The sequence below is a fragment of the Rhizomonospora bruguierae genome, assembly GCF_018397995.1.
Classification (GTDB): Bacteria; Actinomycetota; Actinomycetes; order Mycobacteriales; family Micromonosporaceae; genus Rhizomonospora; species Rhizomonospora bruguierae.
In genome coordinates this window covers 1-24495 of record NZ_BBQH01000044.1, presented here as the reverse complement: position 1 = coordinate 24495, position 24495 = coordinate 1, and the positions used below count along the sequence as shown (strand labels likewise).

18 protein-coding genes and 1 riboswitch are annotated in these 24495 nt (G+C 73.7%); of the genes, 4 read left to right on the top strand and 14 right to left on the bottom strand.

From position 1 onward, the window contains the following. Positions 1-2 precede the first annotated feature (2 nt). The 5 genes from paaN to KJS59_RS21715 form a co-directional block, all read right to left on the bottom strand. The gene (gene paaN / locus KJS59_RS21735) at positions 3-1688 is read right to left on the bottom strand and encodes a phenylacetic acid degradation protein PaaN (RefSeq protein WP_213454804.1); all 1686 of its coding nucleotides are present in this window, start codon (positions 1686-1688) and stop codon (positions 3-5) included. A 76-nt stretch (positions 1689-1764) separates the two neighbouring features. Continuing rightward, positions 1765-2787, bottom strand: a complete 1023-nt coding sequence (locus KJS59_RS21730; RefSeq protein ID WP_213454803.1) for a GNAT family N-acetyltransferase — start codon at positions 2785-2787, stop codon at positions 1765-1767. A gap of 387 nt (positions 2788-3174) precedes the next feature. Further along, on the bottom strand, positions 3175-4455 hold the full coding sequence (gene thrC / locus KJS59_RS21725; protein WP_213454802.1) for a threonine synthase: 1281 nt from the start codon (positions 4453-4455) through the stop codon (positions 3175-3177). An 11-nt stretch (positions 4456-4466) separates the two neighbouring features. After that, positions 4467-4596, bottom strand: a riboswitch (SAM riboswitch). 92 nt (positions 4597-4688) lie between these two features. Beyond that, positions 4689-5582 (bottom strand): ABC transporter permease, encoded by an 894-nt coding sequence (locus tag KJS59_RS21720; protein WP_213454801.1) that lies wholly within the window; start codon positions 5580-5582, stop codon positions 4689-4691. Continuing rightward, the gene (locus KJS59_RS21715; RefSeq protein WP_213454824.1) at positions 5579-8341 is read right to left on the bottom strand and encodes an alpha/beta fold hydrolase; all 2763 of its coding nucleotides are present in this window, start codon (positions 8339-8341) and stop codon (positions 5579-5581) included. The genes KJS59_RS21720 and KJS59_RS21715 overlap by 4 nt, the downstream gene beginning before the upstream one ends. A 133-nt stretch (positions 8342-8474) precedes the next feature. On the opposite strand from KJS59_RS21715, the gene KJS59_RS21710 reads away from it, so the two are divergent. Further along, a complete protein-coding gene (locus KJS59_RS21710) occupies positions 8475-10763 on the top strand; it encodes an AAA family ATPase (RefSeq protein ID WP_249714657.1) in 2289 nt (762 codons plus the stop codon). A gap of 17 nt (positions 10764-10780) precedes the next feature. Here the strand turns inward: KJS59_RS21710 and KJS59_RS21705 are convergent, their stop codons facing one another. Genes KJS59_RS21705 through KJS59_RS21690 form a run of 4 tightly spaced genes read right to left on the bottom strand, consistent with a single transcriptional unit; the run spans position 10781 to position 14006 of the window. After that, positions 10781-11137, bottom strand: a complete 357-nt coding sequence (locus KJS59_RS21705; protein WP_213454800.1) for a DUF3263 domain-containing protein — start codon at positions 11135-11137, stop codon at positions 10781-10783. 50 nt (positions 11138-11187) lie between these two features. Beyond that, positions 11188-12204, bottom strand: coding sequence for an ABC transporter permease subunit (locus KJS59_RS21700; RefSeq protein WP_213454799.1), 1017 nt, complete (start codon positions 12202-12204; stop codon positions 11188-11190). Then, positions 12201-13175 (bottom strand): ATP-binding cassette domain-containing protein, encoded by a 975-nt coding sequence (locus KJS59_RS21695; protein WP_213454798.1) that lies wholly within the window; start codon positions 13173-13175, stop codon positions 12201-12203. The genes KJS59_RS21700 and KJS59_RS21695 overlap by 4 nt, the downstream gene beginning before the upstream one ends. Before the next feature lie 45 nt (positions 13176-13220). Further along, positions 13221-14006 carry a DeoR/GlpR family DNA-binding transcription regulator gene (locus tag KJS59_RS21690; RefSeq protein WP_213454797.1) on the bottom strand — a complete coding sequence of 262 codons (786 nt, stop codon included), beginning with the start codon at positions 14004-14006 and terminating at the stop codon, positions 13221-13223. Between the two features lie 154 nt (positions 14007-14160). Between KJS59_RS21690 and KJS59_RS21685 the strand changes: the two genes are divergently transcribed. Both KJS59_RS21685 and nagA read left to right on the top strand, forming a co-directional pair. Further along, positions 14161-15117, top strand: coding sequence for an ROK family protein (locus KJS59_RS21685; RefSeq protein WP_376771235.1), 957 nt, complete (start codon positions 14161-14163; stop codon positions 15115-15117). Then, the gene (gene nagA, locus KJS59_RS21680) at positions 15114-16253 is read left to right on the top strand and encodes an N-acetylglucosamine-6-phosphate deacetylase (RefSeq protein ID WP_213454795.1); all 1140 of its coding nucleotides are present in this window, start codon (positions 15114-15116) and stop codon (positions 16251-16253) included. The genes KJS59_RS21685 and nagA overlap by 4 nt, the downstream gene beginning before the upstream one ends. Before the next feature lie 129 nt (positions 16254-16382). Here nagA and KJS59_RS21675 read toward each other — a convergent pair whose 3' ends face one another. The 4 genes from KJS59_RS21675 to KJS59_RS21660 all read right to left on the bottom strand — a co-directional run bounded on the left by KJS59_RS21675 (position 16383) and on the right by KJS59_RS21660 (position 21091). Next, positions 16383-17534, bottom strand: coding sequence for a GH12 family glycosyl hydrolase domain-containing protein (locus tag KJS59_RS21675; protein ID WP_213454794.1), 1152 nt, complete (start codon positions 17532-17534; stop codon positions 16383-16385). A gap of 265 nt (positions 17535-17799) precedes the next feature. Further along, positions 17800-19023, bottom strand: coding sequence for an APC family permease (locus KJS59_RS21670; protein WP_213454793.1), 1224 nt, complete (start codon positions 19021-19023; stop codon positions 17800-17802). 81 nt (positions 19024-19104) lie between these two features. Beyond that, positions 19105-19821, bottom strand: a complete 717-nt coding sequence (locus KJS59_RS21665) for a phosphatase PAP2 family protein (RefSeq protein ID WP_213454792.1) — start codon at positions 19819-19821, stop codon at positions 19105-19107. Between the two features lie 70 nt (positions 19822-19891). Then, entirely contained in the window at positions 19892-21091 is a 1200-nt protein-coding gene (locus KJS59_RS21660) for a trypsin-like serine peptidase (RefSeq protein ID WP_213454791.1), read from the bottom strand. 114 nt (positions 21092-21205) lie between these two features. On the opposite strand from KJS59_RS21660, the gene KJS59_RS21655 reads away from it, so the two are divergent. Next, the gene (locus tag KJS59_RS21655; RefSeq protein WP_213454790.1) at positions 21206-22420 is read left to right on the top strand and encodes a DUF4032 domain-containing protein; all 1215 of its coding nucleotides are present in this window, start codon (positions 21206-21208) and stop codon (positions 22418-22420) included. 37 nt (positions 22421-22457) lie between these two features. On the opposite strand, the gene KJS59_RS21650 is transcribed toward KJS59_RS21655, so the two are convergent. After that, positions 22458-24242 carry an NAD-binding protein gene (locus tag KJS59_RS21650; RefSeq protein ID WP_213454789.1) on the bottom strand — a complete coding sequence of 595 codons (1785 nt, stop codon included), beginning with the start codon at positions 24240-24242 and terminating at the stop codon, positions 22458-22460. Between the last annotated feature and the right edge of the window lie 253 nt (positions 24243-24495).

Genomic DNA, 24495 nt, shown 5'->3' with positions numbered 1-24495 from the left:
CGTCAGGCGGTCGCCGGCGCGTGGCGCCGGGACTGGACGATGCGGAACCGGTTGGCCACGTAGGCACCGTCGGTCAGGGCGGCGTTCGCGGCCGGGTTGGCGCCGCTGGCGTGGAAGTCGGAGAACGCCGCGGACTGGTTCACGAACACCCCGCCGGTCAGGTTGCACGACAGGTGCACGCCGACCGCCAGCGCGGCCTCCTCGACCGCGGCCAGCACCTGCGGGTCGGTGGCGTAGACCGAGGCGGTCAGGGCGCCCCGCTCGCCGACGGTGGCCCGGAAGATCTCCAGGCTCCGCGCGGTCGACCCGGTGGCGATCACGAACGAGATCGGCCCGAACCACTCCCGGCCGTAGGTCTGCGCGGCGTCCGCGTCGAGCTTCACGATCAGCGGGGTACGCACCAGGGCGTCGGCGTACTCCGGGTGGGTGACCGCGCGGGACGCCAGCACCACCTCGCCCTCGCCGGCGGCCCGCGCCAGCCGCTCCAGCACCCCGTCGTTGACGATCGCGCCGGTGAGCTCGACGCCCCGGGCCGGGTCCGCGGTGAGCCGGCCGACCGCGGCCGCGATGCCCCCGGCCACCTCGGCGAAGCTCTTGTGCCCCTGGTCGGTCTCGATCCCGTCCGCCGGCACCAGCACGTTCTGCGGCGTGGTGCACATCTGTCCGCTGTAGAGGGTCAGGGAGAAGCCGATGTTCCGGCACATCCCGGCGAAGTCGTCCGTGCCGTCCACGATGACCGTGTTCACGCCGGCCTTCTCGGTGTAGACGGTCGCCTGCCGGGCGTTGGCCTCCAGCCAGTCCCCGTACTCGGTCGAGCCGGTGAAGTCCACGATCCGCACCTCGGGCCGGGTGGCCAGGCTGGACGCCAGCGCCTCGCCGGGCGCCTCGGCGGCCAACTGGATCAGGTCCGCCTCGAAGCCCGCCTCGGCCAGCACCTGCCGGGCGTACCGGACGCTGATCGCCAGCGGCAGCACGGCCCGCGGGTGCGGCTTGACGACGACCGGGTTGCCGGTCGCGAGGCTGGCGAACAGGCCCGGGTACGAGTTCCAGGTCGGGAACGTGGTGCAGCCGACGACGAGCGCCACCCCGCGCGGGACGACGTGGAACGTCTTCACCATGCGCAGCGGCTCGCCCCTGCCGGCCGGCTTCTCCCACGCGGCGGTGCCCGGGTGCCGGGTCTGCTCCGCGTACGCGTAGGCGACCGCCTCCAGGGCCCGGTCCAGCGCGTGCGCGCCGCCGGCCTGGAAGGCCATCACGAACGCCTGGCCGGTGGTGAACTGGACGGCGTTGGCCAACTCGAAGATGTGCGCGTGCAGCCGGGCGAGGATCTCCAGGCAGACGCCCGCGCGGGTGGCCGGCCCCGCGTCCCGCCAGGCGGGCAGGGCGGCGGTCGCGGCGGCGATCAACCGGTCGGGGTCGGCCCGGGGGTACCGGACGCCCAGCGGCACGCCGAACGGGCTCGCCTCGGTGGCGACCGGCTCGCCGGTGCCGGGCTGGTCCAGCGGGAAGTCGGTGCCGAGGTACGCCTCGTACGCCGCGCGCCCCTCGGCGGCGGCGTGCTCGCCGTAGACCCGGGGGCTCGGCGACTCGGGGTACGCGGACCAGAAGTCGCGCTCGGCGATGGCCTTCAGCGCCCGGGCCAGGGTGTCGGCATGCCGGGCGTACAGCGGGTGCGGGGTCTCCGTCATGCGCCCATCATGCCGGACCCCCCGCCCACCGCTCAGGGCCGATCGCCGGACGGCCGGTCGCCGCGGGGTCCATCGCTCAGAGGTCGATCTGCCAGTTGTTCCAGGCGTCGACCGCCCGGAAGCCGAGCACCTCGTTGATCGAGATCATGTGCTTGTTGCTGGCCGCGTTCCAGGTGTTGATCGCCACGAACTCCGGCTCGTGGGCCAGCGCGTGGTACAGGTTCTCGATCTTCACGATCGTGCCGAGCCGGTGGCCGCGGTGGTCCGGATCGACGATGGTGATCCACTGGTAGCCGTGCGTGCGACGGTCCTGGGCGCGCCCGATCGTAGTCCAGGCGGCCAGCCGGCCGGTGGCGTCGTGCCGCACCCCGGCGTGGTACGCCGTGCGCCGGTGCCGGGCGAGCGCGGCCTCGTTCGCCCGCACCCGGGAGGCGTCCACCTTCTGCGGCTCCCAGGCCAGGTCGCCCATCGGCGCGTCCTGGATCAGCCGGCCGTCCAGGTAGGCCACGTCGGCGACGAGATCCTCCGGCGTGGCGCCGCGCCACCGCACCAGCGAGTACCCCTTCGCCCGGGACCAGGCCCGCGTGAGCAGATCGTCGAGGACGGCCCGGTCGATGGCGGTGACGTCCAGCCGGCGGCGCACCTCGGCGAGCGCCATGCTGAAGCCCGCCGCCTTGGCGAACGCGGCGCCGGCGCCGGCCCGCCCGGGACCGCCCGGCAACTGTTCGACCGCCATCCCGGCCAGGTGCTTGCGGCCCAGCGCGCGGGCCCGGTCGAGGAGCGCGGCAAGCAGCGCCCGGCCGGCACCGCGGCGGCGGTGCGCCGGGTCCACCTCGATCTCGGCCTCGGCGATGGTCAGGTTGTCCAGCACCGGCAGGTCCAGCTTCGCGTAGCCGAGGACGGTGCCCGCCGCGTCGCGGGCCACGAAATGCTCCCGGTCATTGCCGGGCCAGGGCTCGCGGAGGTTCAGCGAGAAGCTGTGCTGGTCCGGTGGGGGGAGGTCCGGCAGGTCCGCCGCGGTCACCGCGGCGCTGATCTCCCACAGCCGATCGGCGAGCGCGGCGTCGCCGGTGTCCAGGGGCGTGACGGTGATACTCATGCCCGCCAGGGTCCACTCCGGCGGCGCGGCACCGCGACCGAATTACCCCGGAAGAATTGGTCGGGAGGACGCTCCGCACAGCGCCTCCGGCGCTGGGTCGTAGGGCGCCCGAGTGGAGATTGTTGCCAAGCTCGGCCGGGGTCCTTAACGGCGATGCGTCCTCCCGCACGGAGCATCTTGCGCGGCCGACGCGCGGTGGTCAAGTCACGGATTGTCCGAAACTCGACCGTCGGCTCGGTATCGATTACTCAGAGCAACGATCACGGTTCTCGATCAACGCCCGCACCGGGCCGGTGACGCGGCGCACACCCGCCCGCCCGAGCGGATGCGCGCCCCACGAAGCGACCACGCACAGTGATGCGACCCGCCGAAAATTTAAGGGAATTCTCAGCCGAGCAGGCCCGCCTCGCGCGCGTCGCGCAGCGACGCCTTGATTCGGTGCGTGGGCCCGACCAGGCCATCCACCGCCTCCAGCGTCTTGAGCCCCTCGCCGGTGTTGAACACGACCGTCTCGGCGGACGGATCCAGCTTGCCGCTCGCCACCAGCTTGCCGAGGACCGCGGTGGTCACCCCGCCGGCCGTCTCGGCGAAGATCCCGGTGGTCGACGCCAGCAGCCGGATCGCCGCCTGGATCTCGTCGTCGTCGGCGTAGTCCATCCAGCCGCCGGTGCGCCGCACCGCCTCCAACGCGTACAGCCCGGCCGCCGGGTCACCGATGTTGAGGCTCTTGGCGATGCCGGTCGGCCGGACCGGGGTGATCACGTCGGTGCCCGCGTGCAGCGCCACGGCGATCGGATTGCACCCCGCCGACTGGGCGCCGAACACCCGCCAGCCGCCGGCCGGCGCCTCCGCCAGTCCGATCTCGACCAGCTCGGCGAACGCCTTGTCCACCTTCGTCAGCAGCTCACCGCTGGCCATCGGGATCACCACCTGCGCCGGGATCCGCCAGCCGAGCTGCTCGGCCACCTCGTAGCCGAGGGTCTTGGAGCCCTCCGCGTAGTACGGCCGCACGTTCACGTTGACGAACGCGGTGTCCTCGAACTCGTCGGTCTCCACCAGCTCACCGCAGAGCCGGTTCACGTCGTCGTACGAGCCGTCGATCGCCACCAGGTCCCCGCCGTACACCGCGCTTGTGATGATCTTCCCCGGCTCCAGGTCGGACGGGATGAACACGACCGAGGGAACCCCCGCGTGGGCGGCGTGCGCGGCCACCGAGTTGGCCAGGTTCCCGGTCGAGGCGCAGCCGAAGCGGGCGAAGCCCATCCCCTTGGCCGCGGTCAGCGCCACGGACACGACCCGGTCCTTGAACGAGTGCGTCGGGTTGGCGCTGTCGTCCTTGACATAGAGCGGACCGGTGAGCCCCAGCGCGGCGGCGAGCCGGTCCGCCCGCAGCAGCGGGGTGAGCCCCGGGTTCAACGTGACCCGCGATGCCGGGTCCTGGCCGACCGGCAGCAGCCCCGCATACCGCCAGATGTTCGCCGGACCCGCCTCGATCCGCTCCCGGGTGACCCGCCGCAGCGCGTCCACGTCGTAGCCGATCTCGAGCGGGCCGAAACACTCGTAACAGGCGTGCTGGGCGACGAGCGGGTACTGGGCGCCGCAGCCGCGACAGACCAGGTGGCGGGCGGGGCTGTCGATGGCGGGGGTCGGATCGGCGGTGATCGTCATAGCGACGTCCTCTCTCATCTTTCCCGGGCCGCGGGCCGCGCCTGGGACGGAATTGGCACCTGCCTGCCGCCGCTCGCCGTCGAGTGCGGGGTGGTTGCCGGGGCTTCATCGGGCCGTTCCCTCTGCCCCTCTGGATGAGGTATTCAGTTGTTTCTCGCCGACCACTCTACGGGCCGGCGCGGATCATGTCCCCGATCCTTCCCAAGGTGTGAACCGGCCCACTGGGCACAGCGTCAGGAGACGATGTCCTTGCGGAGGAAGCGCCACCAGGCGAGGGACCAGAAGACGGCCGCGTAGGCGATGCCGGAGATGGCGCCCTTGACCACGTCATCCAGCTGCACGGGCGTGCTGAGCAGCCCGAGCCAGGCCGACGAGAAGTGGGTCGGCAGGAGGTTGCGCAGCACCCCCAGCGCGGTGATCTGGTCCAGGATGCTGGACAGGATCGACAGCAGCACCGCGCCGCCGACGGCGCCCAGCGGCGCGTCGGTGGCCACCGAGAGCAGGAACGCCAGGCCGGCCACGACCAGCAGACCCACGGCGAGGTACCCGAGGACCGCCAGCAGCCGCAGCACCCCCTGCCCCGGGGAGAGGTCGGCGGCGATGGTGCTGCGCAACGGGTGCCAGCCGTACCGGAGGGTGCCGACCGTGAGCGCGGTGCCGGCGAGCAGCAGCAGGGAGAGGGCGGAGTAGCCCAGGGCCACGACGAGTTTGACGCCGAGCAGCCGGGAGCGGGGCACCGGGATCGCCAGCAGGTACCGCAGGCTGCCCCAGCTCGCCTCGCTGGCCACCGTGTCACCGCAGAACAGCGCCACCACGACGACCAGCAGGAACGAGGCGCTGACGAAGATGGTGAACAGGGTGAAGTTCAGCCCGCCGGTGGTGGCCAGGTCGACCATGCTGCCGAACTCGCCGCCGCCGTTGGTGTCGTCCCCGCCGTTGCCGAACTGGAAGGCGGCCAGCACGATCAGCGGGAGCAGGACCATGAAGCCCAGCGCCACCTGGGTGCGGCGCCGGGAGAGCTGGCGCCGCCACTCGGCACGCACCGACAGGGTCGCGCCCGGCCGGTAGCCGGCCGCCGCGCCCGTGGCGCCCGGCCGGCGCCCCGCCGCCACGTCCGTCGCGCTCATCGGTCACCACTCCCCCGCGAAGACTCGCCGACCAGGGCCAGGAAGGCGTCCTCCAGGCGGCGCCGGGGCACCACCCGGTCCACCCCGACGCCGGCGCGGACCAGCTCCGCGACCAGTTCGCTGCGCGGCGTGCCGTTCACGTCCACCACCAGGCCGGCGCCGTCCGCGGCCACCGAGCGCACGCCCAGCCGGTCCAGGACCGCGGCGGCCGCGTCCACGTCGGACACGTCCAGCTGGACGCTCGGCGACTCGCCGACGATCTGGTCGACCGGCCCGGCGGCGACCACCTCGCCCTTGTGCACCACGACCACGTCCGTGCAGGTCTGCTCCACCTCCGCGAGCAGGTGACTGGAGACCAGGACGGCCCGCCCGTCGGTGGCGTACCGGCGCAGGACGCGGCGCATCTCGGCGATCTGCGGCGGGTCCAGTCCGTCGGTGGGCTCGTCGAGCACCAACAGTTCCGGCAGGCCGAGCATGGCCTGGGCGATCGCGAGCCGCTGCCGCATGCCGTGGCTGTAGGTGCGCACCTTCCGGTGGACCGACTCGCCGAGGCCGGCGATCTCCAGCGCCTCGGGGAACCGGGCGTCCCCGGCCGCCCGACCGGTGCTGCGCCAGTACATCCGCAGGTTCTCCAGGCCGGTGAGGTGCGGCAGGAAGCCGGGCCCCTCGACCAGGGCCCCGATCCGGGAGAGCACCGGCGCGCCCGGGGTGAGCCGGTGACCGAAGACCAGCGCGTCGCCGGCCGTCGGCCGGGTGAGGCCCATGAGCACCCGCAGGGTGGTGGTCTTGCCGGCACCGTTCGGCCCGAGCAGGCCCACCACCTGGCCGCGCCGGACCTCGAAGTCCACCCGGGACACCGCGACGAAGCCGTCCGCGTACGCCTTGCGCAGGCCGCGCACGACCAGCGGGACGTCCGCGTACGCGTCGTCGACGCGGGTCCGGGGGGCGCGGCGCCGGCGGCGCGCGACGAACAGCACCACCGCGAGCCCGACCGCCAGCGCCACCACCAGCCCCAGCAGGACCCAGCGCCAGACCGCCGCCGGGGACGCGATCGGCGTACCGGAGATCGTGGGTACCGTGAGCCGCCCGTCGCCCAGCGCCACCGTGTACACGGTCGGCTCGACCGGCCCGGCGTACGCCTGGTCCGCGGTGGCGACCGTGACCCGCAACCGGTGCCCCGCCTCGATCCGCCGGACGACCCCGGGCAGCGTGACCGTGACGGGGCCGGCCTCGGCGATGTCGGCCGGCAGGCCGGTCAGCCGGACCGGGGCCACCTGGCCGCCGGGCAGGCTGGCGGTGCCGTCCGGGGCCACGTCGTACAGCTTCAGGAACAGCACCGCGGAGCCGGTCGGCGAGGCGGCACGGATCGACACCCGCGGCGCGCCGGCGATCTCCAGCGGGCGTTCGACCGGCGCGGAGACGAAGTCGGCGTGCTGGCCGGGCACGTCCCGGACCACGCCGTTGACGAACGAGGACAGCGCGCCGGCGAGCGGGATCGAGGACAGCGCCGCCGGGGTGCCGGCGGGCGGGTTCGCGGCGGGCTGCGGCGGCCCGCTCAGCTCCACGATGGTGGTACCGCTGCCGGCGAGGCCCGGGTACCGGTCGGTCTGGTAGCCGTTGGTGACGTAGCCGCGGTCGAGCGCGTCGAAGCCGCTGATCCGGGACCAGGTGAAACCGGTCGACGGCACCGGCCCCTCGCCCTTGAGGTAGTGGTCGAGCCACTGCGCGGTGAGGAACTTCAGCCGGTCCTGGTCGGTCTGCGGGCCGGCGCCGCCGTCGTGGCCGCCGGTGAACCAGGCGACCCGCACCGGCGTGCCGTGTGCGGCGATCCCGGCCGCGTTGGCGTCCGCCTCGGTCAGCGGAAACAGTGAGTCCGCCAGGCCCTGGATCAGCAGCGTCGGCGCGGTGATCCGGTCCAGCACCGTGGCCGGGCTGGACCGGCGCAGCAGGTCGACCCCCGCGGGGGTGCCGCGGCCGGTGGTGGCGATCGACAGGTACGCCCGGCAGACATCCTCGGCGAAGCGCCCGCAGGTGGGGTCCACGCCGTCGGGCGCCCCGATGCCGCCCGGCCCGGGACCCGTCGCGCCCGAGCCGGAGCCGGCGATGCCGGTCTGGCCGCCGGGGCCGGCGCTGCCGCTGCCGAAGAACAGGCCGGCCCACGCCCGCTTGAACACGCCGTCCACCGGGGCGCCGCCGCCCGCGTCCGGCAGGAAGGCCCGGGACAGGTCGTTCCACGTGATCATCGGAACGATCGCGTCGACCCGCCGGTCCAGGCCGGCGAGCATGAGCGCCAGGCCGCCGCCGTACGAGCCGCCGACCACGCCCACCCGCGGGTCGCCGGGGCCGTCCTGGCGCACCTCCGGGCGGGTCGCCAGCCAGTCCAGCAGGCGCTGGGCGTCGCGCACCTCGTAGTCCGGCGCGTTCAGGTGGATCTTGTCGCCGCTGCGGCCGAAGCCCCGCGCGGTCCAGGTCAGCACCGCGTAGCCGCGGTCGGCGAGCGTCTTCGCGTCCTCGCCCACCGTCTCCTTGGTACCGCCGAAGCCGTGCGCCAGCAGCACCGCGGGCACCGGCCGGCCGGACTTGGGCGCGTAGTACCGGGTATCCAACCGGACCGGGGTGTTCCCGTCCGGACCGGAGCGCACCGTCAGCATCGCATCGCTCACCCGGTACGACGCGGGCCTCGGGACGAGGACGACGGCGAGGGCGGCGATCAGGACGAGCGCGACGGCACCGGCGCCGGCGGCGCGGCGGCGGGTCATCCTCGGCAGGGCGCGGCGCAACCGCGCCACCAGCGCAGTGGCCACGCCGCCACGCTACGGGGCGTCACCTGAGCGGTGTCTGAGAGGCCGGCGCTTGCGCCCGGGGTCGCCGCTCTGGCATACGCTCGTCCGCGTGGTTGACCCGCGACCCGCGCTGACGCTCACCGCCAGCCTCCGCCCGGCCGCCCTGGACGCCCGCCGGGGCATCGTCCGCCTGCACCCCGAGGTGCTCGCCGCGCTCGGGCTGAACCCGGGCGACCCGGTACGGCTGACCGGCCGGCGCACCACCGCCGGCATCGCGGCCCGGGCCGGCGAGGGCAGCAGCCGCGCCCTGCTCTACGCCGACGACCTGATCCTCGGCAACCTCGGCGTCCGCGACGGCGGCGAGGTGGTGGTGACCCCGGCCCCGGTGACCGCCGCGCGGCGGGTCACCCTGGACGGTCCCGCCGAGGTGGTGGCGCTGGTCTCGCCGGAGACGCTCCGGCTGGCCCTGCTCGGCAAGGTGGTGACCGTCGAGGACGACGTCTCCCTGCTCCCGCAGGACGTGCTGCCCGACTCGGCGATCCGGGCGCTGGTCGAGGCGGCGCGCCGCAGCCTGGCCAACACCGTCGGGTACGCGTGGACCAGCACCCTGCTGACCGTGACGGAGGCGGAGCCGGCGGAGGCGGCGCTGGTCACGACCGACACCGTGGTCGGGTGGCGGGGCGGGTACGCCACCCGCGCGCCCGGCGAGCCCGTCGGCACCGCCCCGCCGGCCCGGACGACGCCGGGCGGGTCGATGCCGGCGTTGACGCCCGGTCCGGCGTTGACGCCCGGTCCGGCGCCGGCGCCCGTCGAGGCACCCGAGACGCCGGTGCCCAGCATCGACGATCTTCCGGGGCTGCGGAACGAGGCGCGGCAGCTCACCGAGCTGCTCGACCTCGGGTACAACCACCGGGAGGTGCTCACCCAGCTCGGCACCTCGGTCTCTCTCGGCGTGCTGATCAGCGGTCCGGCCGGCTCCGGCAAGTCGATCCTGGTCCGCTCCGTCGCCGCCGTCGTGGACGCCGAGGTGGTGGCGCTGTGGGGCCCCGAGATCGCCGCGCTCGCCAACGACGCCGCCGCCGCGCGCCTGCGCGCCGCCGCCGACCGCGCCCGCGCCGGCGGACCCACCGTCCTGCTCGTCTCCGACGTCGAGGCGCTCGCCCCGCGCGAGGAACCCGGGCCGCTCGGCACCGTCTTCCGCCAACTCGTCCGGGACCTCGTGCGGGTCGGCATCGCCGTCGCCTGCACCACCAGCCGCCCCGAGGCGGTGGACCCCGCCCTGCGCGCCCCGGAGCTGCTGGCCACCCAGCTCACCGTCCCGCTGCCGGACGCCGCCCTGCGCCGGGAGCAGCTGGCCGTGCTCACCCGCGGCATGCCGCTGGCCGAGGACGTGCGCCTGGAGGACATCGCCGGGCGCGCCCCCGGCTTCGTCGCCGCCGACCTCGCCGCGCTCACCCGGGAGGCGGGCGTGCGCGCCGCGCTGCGCCAGATGGCCGAGCCCGAGGACACCCCGGCCGTGGTCATGGCCGACTTCGACGAGGCGCTGGAGGTGGTCCGCCCCACCACGATGGCGGAATCCACCCTGGAACTGGCCGCCGTCACCCTCGACGACGTGGGCGACATGACCGAGGTGAAGCAGGTGCTCACCGAGTCGGTGCTGTGGCCGCTCACCTACCCCGACACGTTCGCCCGGCTCGGCATCCAGCCCCCGCGCGGCGTCCTGCTCTACGGCCCGCCCGGCTGCGGCAAGACGTACCTGGTCAAGGCCGTCGCCGGGACCGGTAGGGCGAACGTGCTCTCGGTCAAGGGCGCGGAGCTGCTCAGCAAGTGGGTCGGCGAGAGCGAGCGCGCCGTCCGGGAACTGTTCCGGCGCGCCCGCGAGGCCGCACCCACCCTCGTCTTCCTCGACGAGGTGGACGCGCTCGCCCCGATGCGCGGCCAGGCCAGCGACGGCGGCACCACCGACCGGGTGGTCGCCTCGCTGCTGACCGAACTGGACGGTGTCGAGGCGCTGCGCAACGTGGTCGTGGTCGCCGCCACCAACCGCCCCGACCTGGTGGATCCCGCCCTGCTGCGCCCCGGCCGCCTGGAACGCCTGGTGTATGTGCCGCCGCCGGACGCCGAGGCGCGCACGGAGATCCTGCGCGCCGCCGCCCGCAGCGTGCCGCTCGCGCCGGATGTGGACCTCGCCGCGCTCGCCGCCGAGCTGGGCAACTTCTCGGCCGCCGACTGCGCCGCCCTGGTCCGCGAGGCGGCCCTGGCCGCGATGCGCGAATCCCTGGACGCGGCGACCGTCACCGCCGGGCACGTGGCGGCGGCCCGCGCCCGGGTCCGGCCCTCCCTCGACCCGATCCAGGTGGCGTACCTGGCCACCTACGCCGAGAAGCACACGCCGTAGCGGGAGCCGGGTGGTCTCTACTCCCCCGGCCGCTGGGCCGGGGCGCCACGCGAGCGGGACCGGAGCCGGCGCAGGCGGCGCACCGTCACCGCGTCCTCCACGAGCGCCGCCGGCTTGTCCAGCAACGCGTTGAGCAGCTGGTAGTACCGGGTGGCGGAGAGATCGAAGCGCTCCCGGATCGCCTGATCCTTGGCGCCGGCCCGCCGCCACCACCGCCCCTCGAACGCGAGCATCTCCCGCTCCCGTTCGGTGAGCGGCGGTGGCCCGGCCGGCGGCGCCGGCGGCTCCGCCCTGCCCGCCGCCGGCTCGACCTCGTCAACGCGAGACTCGTCGATATCTGATTGGTCGATATCGGACTGGTCGATCTCAGGCATGGCGGACCCGCTCCGCGGTCATTAGCACGTCAGTACGAAGCGAGCCTACCCTACGCGACGTCCCGCCGCCGCATCGTCCATAGTGTCGCCAGCAGCACCAGCGCGGTGCCGGCCGCGAAGACGATCGCCGAGTGCTGCCAGGTGATCGTGAACTCCTTCGGCACGCAGCCGTTGACCGGGTCGAACGCGCAGGACTGGACGTCGATCAGGGTCCACTTCTTGTTGAACCAGGCCAGCGCGTACGAGGACAGGATCCAGCGGCCCGGGAACGGCACGCCGATGACGCTCGTGGCGATGCGCAGCCCGGCCTCGCTGATGACGCCGACCGCGACCGCGGCACCGAGCGCCATCGCGGTGTGCCGGCCGAGCGAGGCCAGGCCGAAGCCCACGGTGGTGACGGCGAGGACCAGCCCGAGTCCCCGGGCGCCGTCCAGCGCGAAGGAGCGCCAGACGCCCGGCGTCATGCCGCCGAGGGTGCCGTCGTACCGGCCGATCAGCCAGAACGCGACCGTCCACAGCGCGCCGAGCAGCAGCCCGGTCGCGAGCACGCCGGTGAGCACCGCGCCCAGCTTGGTAAGCAGCACGGTCAGCCGCTTGGGCCGCCACAGCAGCAGGTTCGTCATGCCGCCGCTGCTCCACTCGGCGCCGACGAAGGACGCGGCGACCAGGTACGCGGCCAACGCGAGGATGCCGGCGAACACCGCGATGAAGATCGGGAACAGCTCCCGGAAGTCCAACTCGAACGGCAGGTAGTGCTCCACACTGAACCACTCGCGCTGGGGCGGGGTGATCTCCGCGCAGTCGGTCGGCATGCCCTGCTGCTGCGAGGTACCCGCCTCCTTCGCCGCCTCGCATCGCGCGACGAACTGCCGGTGGTACCCCATCTGCTCCTGGTAGTCAGCCTCGGCGGCGACCTCCGCCTTGGCCTTCGCCGCCGGCCCGCTCTTCTGGCTGGACGCCGTCATTGCGACGACGATCGCGCCGAGGCCGAGGATCAGCAGCACCAGGACGAACCGGGTGAGCCGGCGCTTGCCGAGCCGCCGCAGCTCCGCCAGATAGAGACTCACGCGTGCCCTCCCACAACGACGGATTCGTCGACCTGCCGGGCCTGGCCGGCCACCGGCGCGGTGCCGGTCAGTTCCAGGAAGACGCTTTCGAGGTCCACGGTGATCGGCGCCAGCTCGCTGACGTAGAGGCCGCGATCGGCGAGCGTGCGGGTGATCCAGGCCGGCCGCTCGGCCGCGACGAGCAGGTGGTCCGGGAGGCTGGTGACCTGGCCGCCCGCCTCGGTGAGCGCCGCCGCCGCCCGGGGCAGGTCGTCGGCCGCCTCCAGCCGCACCCGCACCGACGCGGCGCTGTGCGCGCGGAGCACCTCCTCGACCGGGCCGGCGGCGACCCGCCGGCCGAGCGAGATGATCGTGACGGAGTCGCAAATCTGCTGGATCTCGCCGAGGATGTGGCTGGACAGCAACACGGTCATGCCGTCGGCCGCCAGCGAGCGCATGAGGTCGCGCATCTCCCGGATGCCGCCCGGGTCCAGCCCGTTCGCCGGCTCGTCGAGGATCAGCAGCTCGGGGCGCTTGAGCAGGGCGGAGGCGACGGCCACCCGCTGCTTCATGCCGAGCGAGTAGGTGCGGATCCGGTCCTTGGCGCGGTCGCGCAGACCGACCAGCTCCAGCACCTCACCGACCCTGGTCCGCGGCACGTCACCCGCGTCCGCGAGCAGGCTGAGGGTGTCGCGGGCGGAGAAGTGCGGGAAAAACTGCGGGCTCTCGACGATCGCGCCGACCCGGCCGGCCACCTCGGCCAGCCGCTCCGGCACCGGCTGGCCGAGCAGGCGCATCTCGCCGCCGTCCGGCCGGATCAGGCCGAGCAGGGTGCGCAGCGTGGTGGTCTTGCCCGAGCCGTTGGGGCCGAGGAAGCCGTGCACCTCGCCGGCCGCCACGGTCATGTCGAAGCCGGCGAGCGCCTGGCGGCGGCCGCGCCGCAGCGTGCGGTAGGTCTTGCTAAGATCCCTTATCTCCAGGACGGCGGTCACGCGCGCACCCTACCCGGTATGCATCCCGCCGTGGGGGCGCCACCCCTAGGCGACGATGACACTCAGCCCGGCGGCGCGCAGGGCGGCGAGCGTGGCCGGGTCGGCGCCGGAGTCGGTGACCAGCGTCTCAACCCGATCGATCGGGCAGATCCGGGCGAACGCGTGACCGCCCAGCTTGGACCCGTCCGCGATGATCACGACGCGGCGGGCCCGGGCGACCATCAGCGCGTTCATCGCCGCCTCGCCCTCGTGGTGCGCGGCGGCGCCGAGGTGCACGTCCAGCGCGTCGACGCCGAGCAGCGTGATGTCCAGGGTCACCTCGCGCAGCAGGGCGCCGCCCAGCGGCCCGACCAGTTCGAACGACTGCGGCCGGACCACCCCACCGGCCACCACGATCTTCATCCGGGACCGGACCAGCAGTTCGTTCGCGATGTTCAGCGCGTTCGTGACGACGGTGAGCTGGGCGCCCTCGGCACCGGTGTTGAGGTCGGGGCGTACCGCCAGGGCGCGGGCCACCTCGGTCATCGTGGTGCCGCCGTTGAGCCCGACCACCATTCCGGGTTCGACCAGGGCGGCGGCGGCCGCCCCTATGCGCTGCTTCTCCGCCGAGTGCTTGGCGGTCTTGTACCGCAGGGGCAGGTCGTACGAGACGCCGTTGGCGACCGCGCCGCCCCGGGTCCGGGTGATCATCTGCTGCTGGGCGAGCTGATCGAAGTCCCGGCGGATGGTCGCCTGGGAGACGTTCAGCCGGTTCGCCGCGTCCTCCACGCTGATCCGCCCGGTCTCGGTCAGCAGCTCCAGCAGCGAGTTCCAGCGCGCGTACCGGTCCATCGCCACCCTCCGATCGCACAAATTCTGAGCGAATGCGTGCACAGTAATGCGTAAAAAGCCCCCTGGCAAAAGCCGGGGCTGCGCGAAACCGGGGCGGCGAGCCGGTACGGTTGACCAGTCCGCGCGCCGCCTTGCACAATTGCGCGCGAAAGTCCTGCCAAGTAAGCGCATATGCGCAGCCGATCGGGAGGGCCCTGGCATCGTGACCGTGGTCGTGGCCCTGGACGTGGGCGGCACCGGCATCAAGGCGGCCCTGGTCCGTCCGCCCGGCGAGATCGTCCGGCTGGAGCGGCACGCCACCGGCGCGCGGCGCGGCCCCGAGGCGGTCATCGAGACGATCCTCGCCGTCGCCGGCGGGCTGGCCGACACCGCCCGCGCCGCCGGCGAGACCCCGCTGGCGGTCGGCCTCGCGGTCCCCGGGGTGGTGGACGAGGCCAACGGCACGGCGGTGTGGTCGGCGAATCTGGGCTTCCGCGACGTACCCCTGCGCGAACTCGCCGCGCAGCGGCTGAACCTGCCGGCGGCGCTCGGCCACGACGTACGCGCCGGCGGCGCGGCGGAGGCTCGGCTCGGTGCGGCGCGCGGCGTGCGGCACGTCCTGTTCGTGGCGGTCGGCACCGGCATCGCGGCCGCGCACGTCGTGGACGGGCGGGCCGGCGGAGGCGCGCACGGCGCGGCCGGCGAACTGGGCCACGTGGTCGTCCGCCCCGGCGGCACCCCCTGCTTCTGCGGCAACCGCGGCTGCCTGGAAACGGTCGCCTCGGCCGCCGCGATCGCCCGCGCCTACCCGACCGTGACCGGCGACCCGATCACCGCCGCCGACGTGGCCGCCCGCGCCGCCGAGGGCGACGAGGCCGCCGTCCGGGTCTGGCGGGACGCCACCGCCGCCCTCGCCGACGGCCTGCTCACCGCCCAGGCGCTGTACGACGTGGCGGACATGGTGATCGGCGGCGGGCTGGCCGAGGCCGGCGAGGCGCTGTTCGCCCCGCTGCGCGCCGCGCTGCGCGAGCGGATCACATTCCACCGCGAGCCGCGCCTGCTCCCGGCCGCGCTCGGGGACCGCGCCGGCTGCCTCGGCGCCGCCCTTCTCGCCCTGGACCTGCTCGGATGAGGCTCACCGGGCGCGTGGTCACGCCCTCCGGGGTGATCGAGGACGGGTACGTCGACATCGACGGCGGCCTCATCGCCGAGGTGGGCGACGCCGCGCACGGCGAGCCGCAGATGGGCGGCGACCCGCACGGCGAGCCGCAGCGGGGTGAGCGACAGTGGATCGTGCCCGGCTTCGTGGACATGCACAACCACGGCGGTGGCGGCCACACGTTCACCACCGGCGACGCCGACTCCGCCCGCGCCGCCGCCGCCTTCCACCTCCGCCACGGCACGACGACCGTGCTGGCCAGCCTGGTCAGCGCGCCGTTCCCGCTGATGCGCGCCGCGACCGCCGGGTACGCGCCGCTGGTCGCCGAGGGCGTCATCGCCGGCGTCCACTACGAGGGCCCGTACCTGTCCGAGCCGCGCTGCGGCGCGCAGAACCCGGCGCACCTGCGGGACCCGTCCCTGGCGGAACTCGCCGAACTGATCGACCTCGGCGCCGGGGTGGTCCGCATGGTCACCCTGGCGCCGGAGCGCCGCGGCGCACTGGACGCGATCGGGTTGCTCGTGGACCGGGGCGTGATCGCCGCGGTCGGGCACACGGACGCGTCGTACGAGCAGACCATGGCCGCCGTGGCGGCGGGCGCGACGGTCGGCACCCACCTGTTCAACGGCATGCCCGCGCCGCACCACCGCACCCCGGGGCCGGTGTTCGCGCTGCTTGGCGCGGCGGGCGTCACCTGCGAACTGATCCCGGACGGCGTGCACCTGCACGACGGCACGCTGGCCTTCGCCGCCTTCGCCGCCGGCCCGGACCGCGCCGCCCTGATCACGGACGCGATGGCCGCCGCCGGGATGCCCGACGGCGCCTACGAACTCGGCGGCCAGGAGGTGGTCGTGGCCGACCGGGTGGCCCGCCTGGCCCGGGACGGCTCGATCGCCGGCAGCACCCTCACCATGGACGCCGGACTGCGCCGGGCCGTCCACGCGGGTCTGTCCATCGTGGCTGCCTGCCGGGCCGCGGCCCTGGTGCCGGCGCGCGCCCTCGGCCTCACCGACCGCGGCGCCGTGGCCCCCGGCCACCGTGCCGACCTGGTACTGCTGAACCCGGACCTGACCGTTGCCCGGGTGATGCGCGACGGCCGCTGGGCATGACGCCCGTACCCGGTGCGACCGGGTACGGGCGCCGGCAGGGCCCTTGGCACCACGGCCGGCGGGTATCGAGCATCCCGACCGGCCATTGAGGTGGGCGGCCGGCACTCGGCCGGCCGCCCACTGGCATCACTAGGAGCAGGCCGTGCCGTTCAGTGCGAAGTTCGTCGGGTTGCCGTTGGTACCGCTGTAGGTGCCCTGGAACCCGAACGATGTGCTGCCGTTGGCCGGAATGCTGCCGTTGTACGACACGTTCTTGGCCGTCACCGACTGACCGCTCTGCGTCACGGTCGCGTTCCAGGCGCTGGTGATCTGCTGGTTGCCCGGGAACTTGAAGGTGAGCGTCCAGCCGTTGACCGCGCTGCTACCAGCGTTGATCGTGACATCGCCGGTGAACCCGTTGTTCCACGAGTTCGCGGTGTAGGTGACCCGGCACGAGCCACCACCCGGCGGCGGGTTGGTCGGCGGGGGGTTGGTGGGCGGGGGGTTGGTCGGCGGCGGGTTGGTCGGCGGCGGGTTGCTGCCGCCACCGTTCACCGTCGCGGAGAACGAGTTGATCGCGAGCCCGGTGCCGCCGACCCACGGCTCGAAGCCGGCCTGGATGCTGGTCAGGTACCAGGAGTTCTGCGCGTAGCCACGGTTACGCGTCTCGTTGATGAACGACATGACGTTGAAGTTGAAGCTGGTCACCGGCACCGAGGTGGCCACGAACGAGAGCACGTTCCAGCCCGAGTTGCCGTACCAGACGTCCCAGCTACGACCCTCCAGCGTCATCGTGCCGACCTTGGAGCCGACCGGCTGGATCGGGCCCTGCCGGTTCAGCCAGATCATGATCTCGGTCTGGTTCTGCCCGTCCTTGCGCGCGGTCGGGTCCAGCCAGATGTCGTACGCCGCGTCGTAGGTGCCGCTGCTCGGGTAGCTCAGCGAGATGCTGCTGCTCGCGCTGCTGATCTGGCTGATCTGGATCGGCAGGTTCGTACCGGGCGAGCAGTTGGTGTAGTGGCAGCCGATGTAGATCGCCGGGTAGGAGGCCGGCGCACCGTTGGTGGCGTTGTTGTGGGCCGCCTGCGTGACCTGGAACCCGCTGCTGGTGACGTTGATGCACTGCGCCGTGCTGGCGCCCCAGCGGTTGTTCATCACCACGTACTTGCCACCGATGGTGGTGGTCCCGTACTGGGTGCAGATCTCTGTGTCGGCGGAGGCGGTGGGGGCGGTGGCCACGGCGGCCACGGCGCCGCCGGCGACCATGACGGCCGCCAGGGCGATGGCGCGGAGTCGTCTCATGACACTCCTTCGAGGACGGGGGAACGCGGGCTGCGTGGGAGCGCTTCCATCGACAGATGTTGTCGGAAGGCGTCGATGAACGCAAGATTTCGCCGCAGTTTGATTTCCTCCGCGGCCGGTTAGGACACCGGCGCAAATGGCCGTCACGCTGCATGGAAGCGCTTTCCTGAAACCGACTGATCGCACGCCTCCACGCTGAGCCACAGGCCCGTGCCGCCCGCGGAGCGGCCCTCGCCTCACCCGGACGCGCGCCCACCGCCGGCGGTCAGGCGCGGCGCTGACGCAGGGGGAGCCAGACGGCGGCGCCGACGACGAGGACCGCCGCGCCGGCGGCGACGTCGCGCCAGGGCAGGGAGCCGGCCAGTACGAGGCAGCCGACCAGCCCCGCGCCGGCCAACGCCTGGACCGGCAGGCGGCGCCCGGGCTCGCGCCCCAGGGTCAGGGCGGAGAGGTTGGCGATCGCGTAGTACACGAGCACGGTGCAGCTGGAGAAGCCGATCGCGGTGCGCACGTCGCCGAGCGAGGCCAGCGCCAACACGGCCGCCGCCACGGTGACCTCCGCCCGCCGGGGGACCTGGTGCCGGGGCTCGACGGCGGACAGCCAGCGGGGCAGGTCGCCGCGGCGGGCCATGGCCAGGCCGGTGCGGCCCACGCCGGCGACCAGGGCGAGCAGCACGGAGAGCACCGCGATGCCCGCGCCGGCCCGCACGACGGGTTCGAGGCCGGTACCGGCGACCACGTCCGCGAGGGGCGCCGCCGAGCGGGCCAGCCGCGCCGGGCCCAGCACCGCCAGCGCGACCGCCCCGAGCGCCACGTACACGACGAACACGATGGCGAGCGCGAGCGGGATGGCGCGGGGGATGATCCGCTCCGGCGACCTGACCTCCTCGCCGAGCGTGGCGATCCGGGCGTACCCGGCGAAGGCGAAGAACATCAGGCCGGCCGCGCCGAGGACGCCGTGCGGGTTGGCGACGCCGAAGTCGGTGACCGGGGCGACCCGGCTCAGGCCGACCCCGGCCACGACGACGAGCACCACGAGGGTGACGGCCACCAGCACCCGGGTCGCGCGGGCGGTGCGGTGGATGCCGGCCAGGTTCACCGCCGTCACCGCGACGACGGCCAGCACCGCGACCGGCCGGGCCTGGCCCGGCCACAGGTACGCGCCGACGGTCAGCGCCATGGCGGCGCAACTGGCGGTCTTGCCGGCGATGAAGGCCCAGCCCGCCAGGAAGCCGGCGAACCCGTTCAGCCGCTCCCGCCCGTACACGTAGGTGCCGCCGGACTCGGGGTAGCGGGCGGCGAGGCGGGCCGAACTGGTGGCGTTGCACAAGGCGACGAACCCGGCGATGAGCAGGGCGATCAGGACTCCCCCGCCGCCGGCCGCGGCGGTGGCGGGCGCGTACACGACGAAGACGCCGGCGCCGAGCATCGAGCCGAGGCCCACGATCACGGCGTCACCGAGGCCGAGCCGCCGGGCGAGCCGGTTCACGGGGCATCCACCCCGAAGCGGGCGGGCCGCCTCACGAGGCGCCCACGGCAACGCGGGCCGGCCAGCGCCGGGCGAGCCGGTTCACGGGGCGTCCGCGCCGACGTGGGCGGGGCGGCGCCAGGCGCCGAGGAACGGCGGCAGGGGCACGGCGTCCCACCGGACGCGGGCCAGCAGCCGGGCCAGCAGCAGGCCCAGGAGCAGGCCGGCGACCGAGTCGGTGAACCAGTGGAAGTTCAGGAACACCGTGGTGACCCCGACGATCGCGGGCGGCGCCACGCGCAGCCACCGGCGGCCCGCGCGGCTCAGCCAGGGCGCGAGCAGCAGCACCAGAATGGCGTACCAGACGATGGTGTTCACCAGATGACCGGAGGGATACGAATCCGCGTACTCGGTGGGCGGCAGGTGCGGATTGAACAGCTCGACCCGGTCGGCGAGGGTCGAGCGCGGGGCGGCCCGGTCGGTCCACCGCTTGAGCGGCACGATCACGGCGCCGGTCAGCAGGAACGCCGCGACCACGGGCAGCAGCGGCCGGACCGATCTGCGCTGGTACCCCAGCCAGGCGGCCGCCACGGCGGCGAGCGCCGTCAGCGGGCCGCCGTTGCCGAGGAAGTTGAGCCCCCGGGCGAGCGCGTGGGGCAGGCCGTGGTCGTGGCCGAAGCACCAGCGCGAGACGGCGGTGTCCACGCCGAGCAGGGCACCGGCGGCGAGCGCCGCGGTCAGCGCAACGAAGCCGGCCAGGAGCAGCGCCTCCGGCCACCACCCCGATGGCCGCCCCGCGCCCGAATCCCGCAACCGCACACCCGAAAGCTACCCGCACCCGCCGACGGTCCCGCCGCCGCCACGGCGCATCGGCCGTACCTCCGCCGGCTCAGATCAGCGACCGGATCCGCTGGTAGATCAGGTCGATTCGCACCCCGGAGTTGGGGCAGCCGCCGAAGTGGTGCAGCGCCACCACCCGGTTGCCGTCCCGGGACAGCACCGGGGAGCCGGACGAGCCGGCCTCGGTGTCGCAGTAGTACGAGACGTCGGTGCCGGCGGCGTACCCGTCGTAGGTCGGATCGCTGATCGCGCAGGTGCCCGCGCGGCTCTCGTCGCTGCTCATCGCGATGACGGTCGGGTCGCCGCCGGGGTGCTGCGGGATGTAGACCTCCTGGCCGGCGCGGGGCCGGGCCGGGTCGATCTCCAGGTACCCGAAGCGCTGGATCCGGGCGAAGTCCTCGACGTCGAACAGCGTGTAGTCGAGGGTGGCGTCGGTGTCGAGGACCCGGTTGCCCCACACCTTGGTCGGCCGGAACGTCTCATAGCCGCCGCAGACCGCGCACTGGTAGTCGAACCAGACCTCGGTGTTGTACGCCTCGTGCGAGGTCGTGAAGCAGTGGTGGTTGGTCATCAGGCGGTTGTGCGGCCCGATCCGCCAGCCGGTGCACAGGTCCGTGCCGTTGATGAGCAACCGGACGACCGCCTTGGACCGGGCGTACGCGACCGGGTCGGCGCTGCGGTAGCAGACCGCGTCGGCGGAGTCGTTGCGCCCACAGATGCTCTCCTCGCGGCCCGTGGCGCCCGGCCGGGTCGCCTCCCGGGCGCGCTGCCGGTCCGCGCGCGCCCGGCGCTCGTCCACCGTCAGGCCGCGGGCCACCCGGTCGACGTGGACGCCCAGCGCGGCGGCGCCCAGCACGCCGAGCAGCCTGCGGGCGGCGGAGTGGACGGTCACCACGGCCGTGTCGCCGCTGATCGACATGGCCCACCGGCCCGCCTCGGCGGCCGGGTACCGGTAGCTCTCCACGCCCTTCGGATCGGACACGGTCACGTAGTCCCCGGGCAGCAGCAGCACCCGCTCGAAGTGGACCTTCACGTAGTCCGCGCCCGGGTACCGGAACGTCCGGGTGCTCGGCCCGGTCAGGTACCCGAGCAGGCCGTTCACCTCGTCGATGACGCCGACCGGCAGGGTGTCCGGCGCCTCGACGCCGCGACCGGCGGGCGGGTCCGGCCGGGTCGTGGTGGCGCCCGCCACCCCGGCCAGGACCACCACCGTGCACAGGCCCGTCACCAGGGCAACCGTTCGCCGCATCCGCACTCCCACAATCTCCCCGTGACTCCTCAATGGGACATTTCGCCCCGGCTCGCCTGTGTAACGAGCCACGCCGGGCAGCGACGCGGCACCCGGAACCGGCATGCTTGATCCGTGCGGATCACTTCGGCCCTGGTCGACCCGGCGCTACTGGACCTGCCGTGGTCCATCCCGCTGGAGCAGTGGCCGGCGGACCAACTGGTCGCGTTGCCGCGGGGCATCTCCCGGCACGTGGTCCGGTTCGTCCGCCTGGCCGGGACGGTCTACGCGGTGAAGGAGACCGGCGAGCGGATAGCCGAGCGCGAGTACGACCTGCTGCGCGCGCTGGAGCGGATCGACTTCCCCGCCGTGCAGGCGGTGGCCATCGTCGGCGACCGCGTCGACGCCGACGGCGAGCCGCTCGACCCCGTACTGATCACGCGGCACCTGCAATTCTCCCTGCCGTACCGGGCCCTGTTCTCGCACACGCTGCGCCCCGAAACGATGAACCGCCTGCTCGACGCGCTCGCCGCGCTGCTGGTCCGGATGCACCTGACCGGCTTCTTCTGGGGCGACTGCTCGCTGTCCAACACCCTGTTCCGCCGGGACGCGGGCGCCTTCGCCGCGTACCTCGTGGACGCCGAAACCGGCGCCCTGCGCCCGAGCCTGTCCAACGGCCAGCGCGGCGAGGACCTGGAGATCGCCCGGGTCAACATCTTCGGCGAGGCGCTGGACCTGCAGGCCGCCGGGCTGCTACACGAGGCCATCGACCCCGAGCACGTGGCCGACGAGGTGGCCCAGCGGTACGAACGGCTCTGGCACGAGATCACCTACGAGCAGCACGTCACCCGCGACGCCCGACACGACATCGAGGGCCGCATCCGCCGCCTGAACGAACTCGGCTTCGACGTGGCCGAGGTGTCGATGGCGACCGTCGGCCCGGACGTGGGCGCCGTCCTGGTCCGCCCGAAGGTGGTGGACGCCGGGTACCACACCCGCCGGCTGATGCGGCTGACCGGGCTGGACGCGGAGGAGAACCAGGCCCGCCGGCTGCTCAACGACCTGGACACGTACCGGGCGGAGAGCGACCTGGTCGACGAGCAGCAGGCGGCGCACCGCTGGCTGACCGAGGTGTTCGAGCCGGTCGTCCGCGCGGTGCCGGCCCACCTGCGCCACAAGTTGGAGCCGACCGAGTTGTTCACCCAGGTGATCGAGCACCGGTGGTACATGTCCGAGCGGGCGGGGCGCGACGTGGGTCTGGCGCCGACGGTCCAGTCCTATCTGGAGACGGTCCTGGCCCACCGCCCGGACGAGCAGGCCGTGCTGGGCCAGGAGATCACCGCCGCCTAGCCCGCGGCCAGCGGCTCCGTCCCGCCATCGGCTCGGCCTAGGCGGGCACCGTCGTCGTTGGCTCCTCCGGCTCCGGCGGCGGGCTGGCCTGGTCGAGCAGGCGGGTCAGCCCGGCCCGCCGCGCCACCACCGTCAGCCGGTCGCCCGCCGCGATCTTGTACCCGGGAGCCGGCACCCAGATCGGGCGCGGCTCCCCGAACCGGGCCAGCGCGATCAGGCGTACCCAGTTCGGCTGGTTGACCGCGACCGCCGGTCCACCCTCCAGCGGCGAACCGGCGGCGACCGTGACCTCCGCGACCAGCAGGACGTGCCGGTCCAGCGGGATGGTGGCGAGCACCTCGCGCTTGATCAGCGCGCCGGCGAAGGCCGGCGCGGCCAGGTAGGACACGCTGCGCGAGGTGGCGATGTTGAACGCCTTCTCGATCTTCTCGGCGAAGTCGCCGTCGAACAGCCGCATCACCACCCGCAGGTCCCGCTGGAGCGCCCGGCCGTGCAGCGCCGTCTGCAGGTTCGTCACGTCGTCCGTGGACGCGATCACCAGCGCCTGGCAGTCCTGCACGTACGCGTCCCGCAGGACCTGCTCGCTCGCGGCGTCCCCGACCAGGAACGGGATGCCCAGTTCGCGGGCGACCGCGGCGCCCCTGGCCGTCTCGCTCTTGTCGATCGCCACCACCTCGACGCCGAGGTCGTACAACTGGCGGATGACCCTGGTCCCCACGTTGCCGAGGCCGACCACCACCACGTGGTTGCTGCGCGGCGCCCGATCCCGCCCCATCGCCACCGCCAACCGGGCGCGCACGATCGCCTCGACCACCGCCGCCGTGATCAGCGGGATCAGCGCCAGCCCGGCGACCGTCAGCAGCACCTGGAGGATCTCCACCCGGAGCGGCTGCCCCTTCTCCGGCTCGGCACCGCTGATGGTGGTCAGCACCGTCAGGTACAGCCCGTCGACGAAGTCCACGCTCTCGTATCGGGACAGCCCGATACCGGCGAACACCACCACGGCCGCGATGGCCAAGCCGGTCAGGCCGATCTTCCGGGTGACCATCGCGCGGGCCACCCGGGTCAGCCCCCGCAGCGGCCGGCTCCGCTGCCCGCGGACCCGCCCCCGCCGCTTGGTCGCCTCCGGCGGGGCGCCGGGTGACGGGGTGGCCGCCTCCGCGAGGACCACGTCCGCGGTGTCCTGGTTCTCCGGAAGGATCGCCAGCCGGCTCGGGTCACCGGTGTCCGCCAGCCCGCACACGACGTCGACGTCGCGCACGTCCGCCCGCCGGGCGACCCGCAGCACCCGCCCGTACAGCCAGATGTCGTCCTGCTCCACCTCGCCCAGTGCCGCCGCCGCGAACGCCGGCGCCGCCATCGCCGCGTCCGACATCACCGCGCAGTCCGCGAACAGCCGCTTGATCCCCTCACCCAGTTGCGCGTTGAAGATCCGGATGACCAGCCGCAGGTCCGGGTTGACCTGCTGGGCGCGCAGCGCGGCATGGATGTTGCCCACATCGTCCTGCTGCATCAGCGCCAGGCCAAGCGCCGTGTTGAGCCGCGCCTTGCGGAACGTCTCCTCGTCCAGCCGGTCCGAGATCACCACCCGGACACCCTCGATGTCGCAGATGTCCGGCACGTCGCTCCGCCGTCGGCTGCCGGCGATCACGGTCACCTGCGTACCGGGCTCCCGCAGCAACTCGTTGACCAACCGGTACGCGAGCGGATCACTCCCGCAGACCACGTAGTGCGCCTCCGCCGACCCGATGACCCAGCGCCCGCCCCGCAGTCGCGACACGGTCCGCCGGGCGCGACTGTGCCAGGGGTCGGTCGTGGCCATGCCCGGATCGTATCGACGCCCGGCACCCCTCCCCGCCCCATTCAGCCCCCACACCCCCGCCAATCTTGAAGCTGTGGTGCCCGAGTTATGGCGGTACGGAGCCTTTTGGCGCCGCCACAACTCCAAGATCGGCACGATCGGGCGGGGGTAGCGCCGGGAGAGGACGGGTGCACACGGCCCGATGTGGCCGGGGCCAGGCTGAGCGGGCGGGCGGGGCCGGGACGCGCGGGGCTGGGATGGGATGGGATGGGCC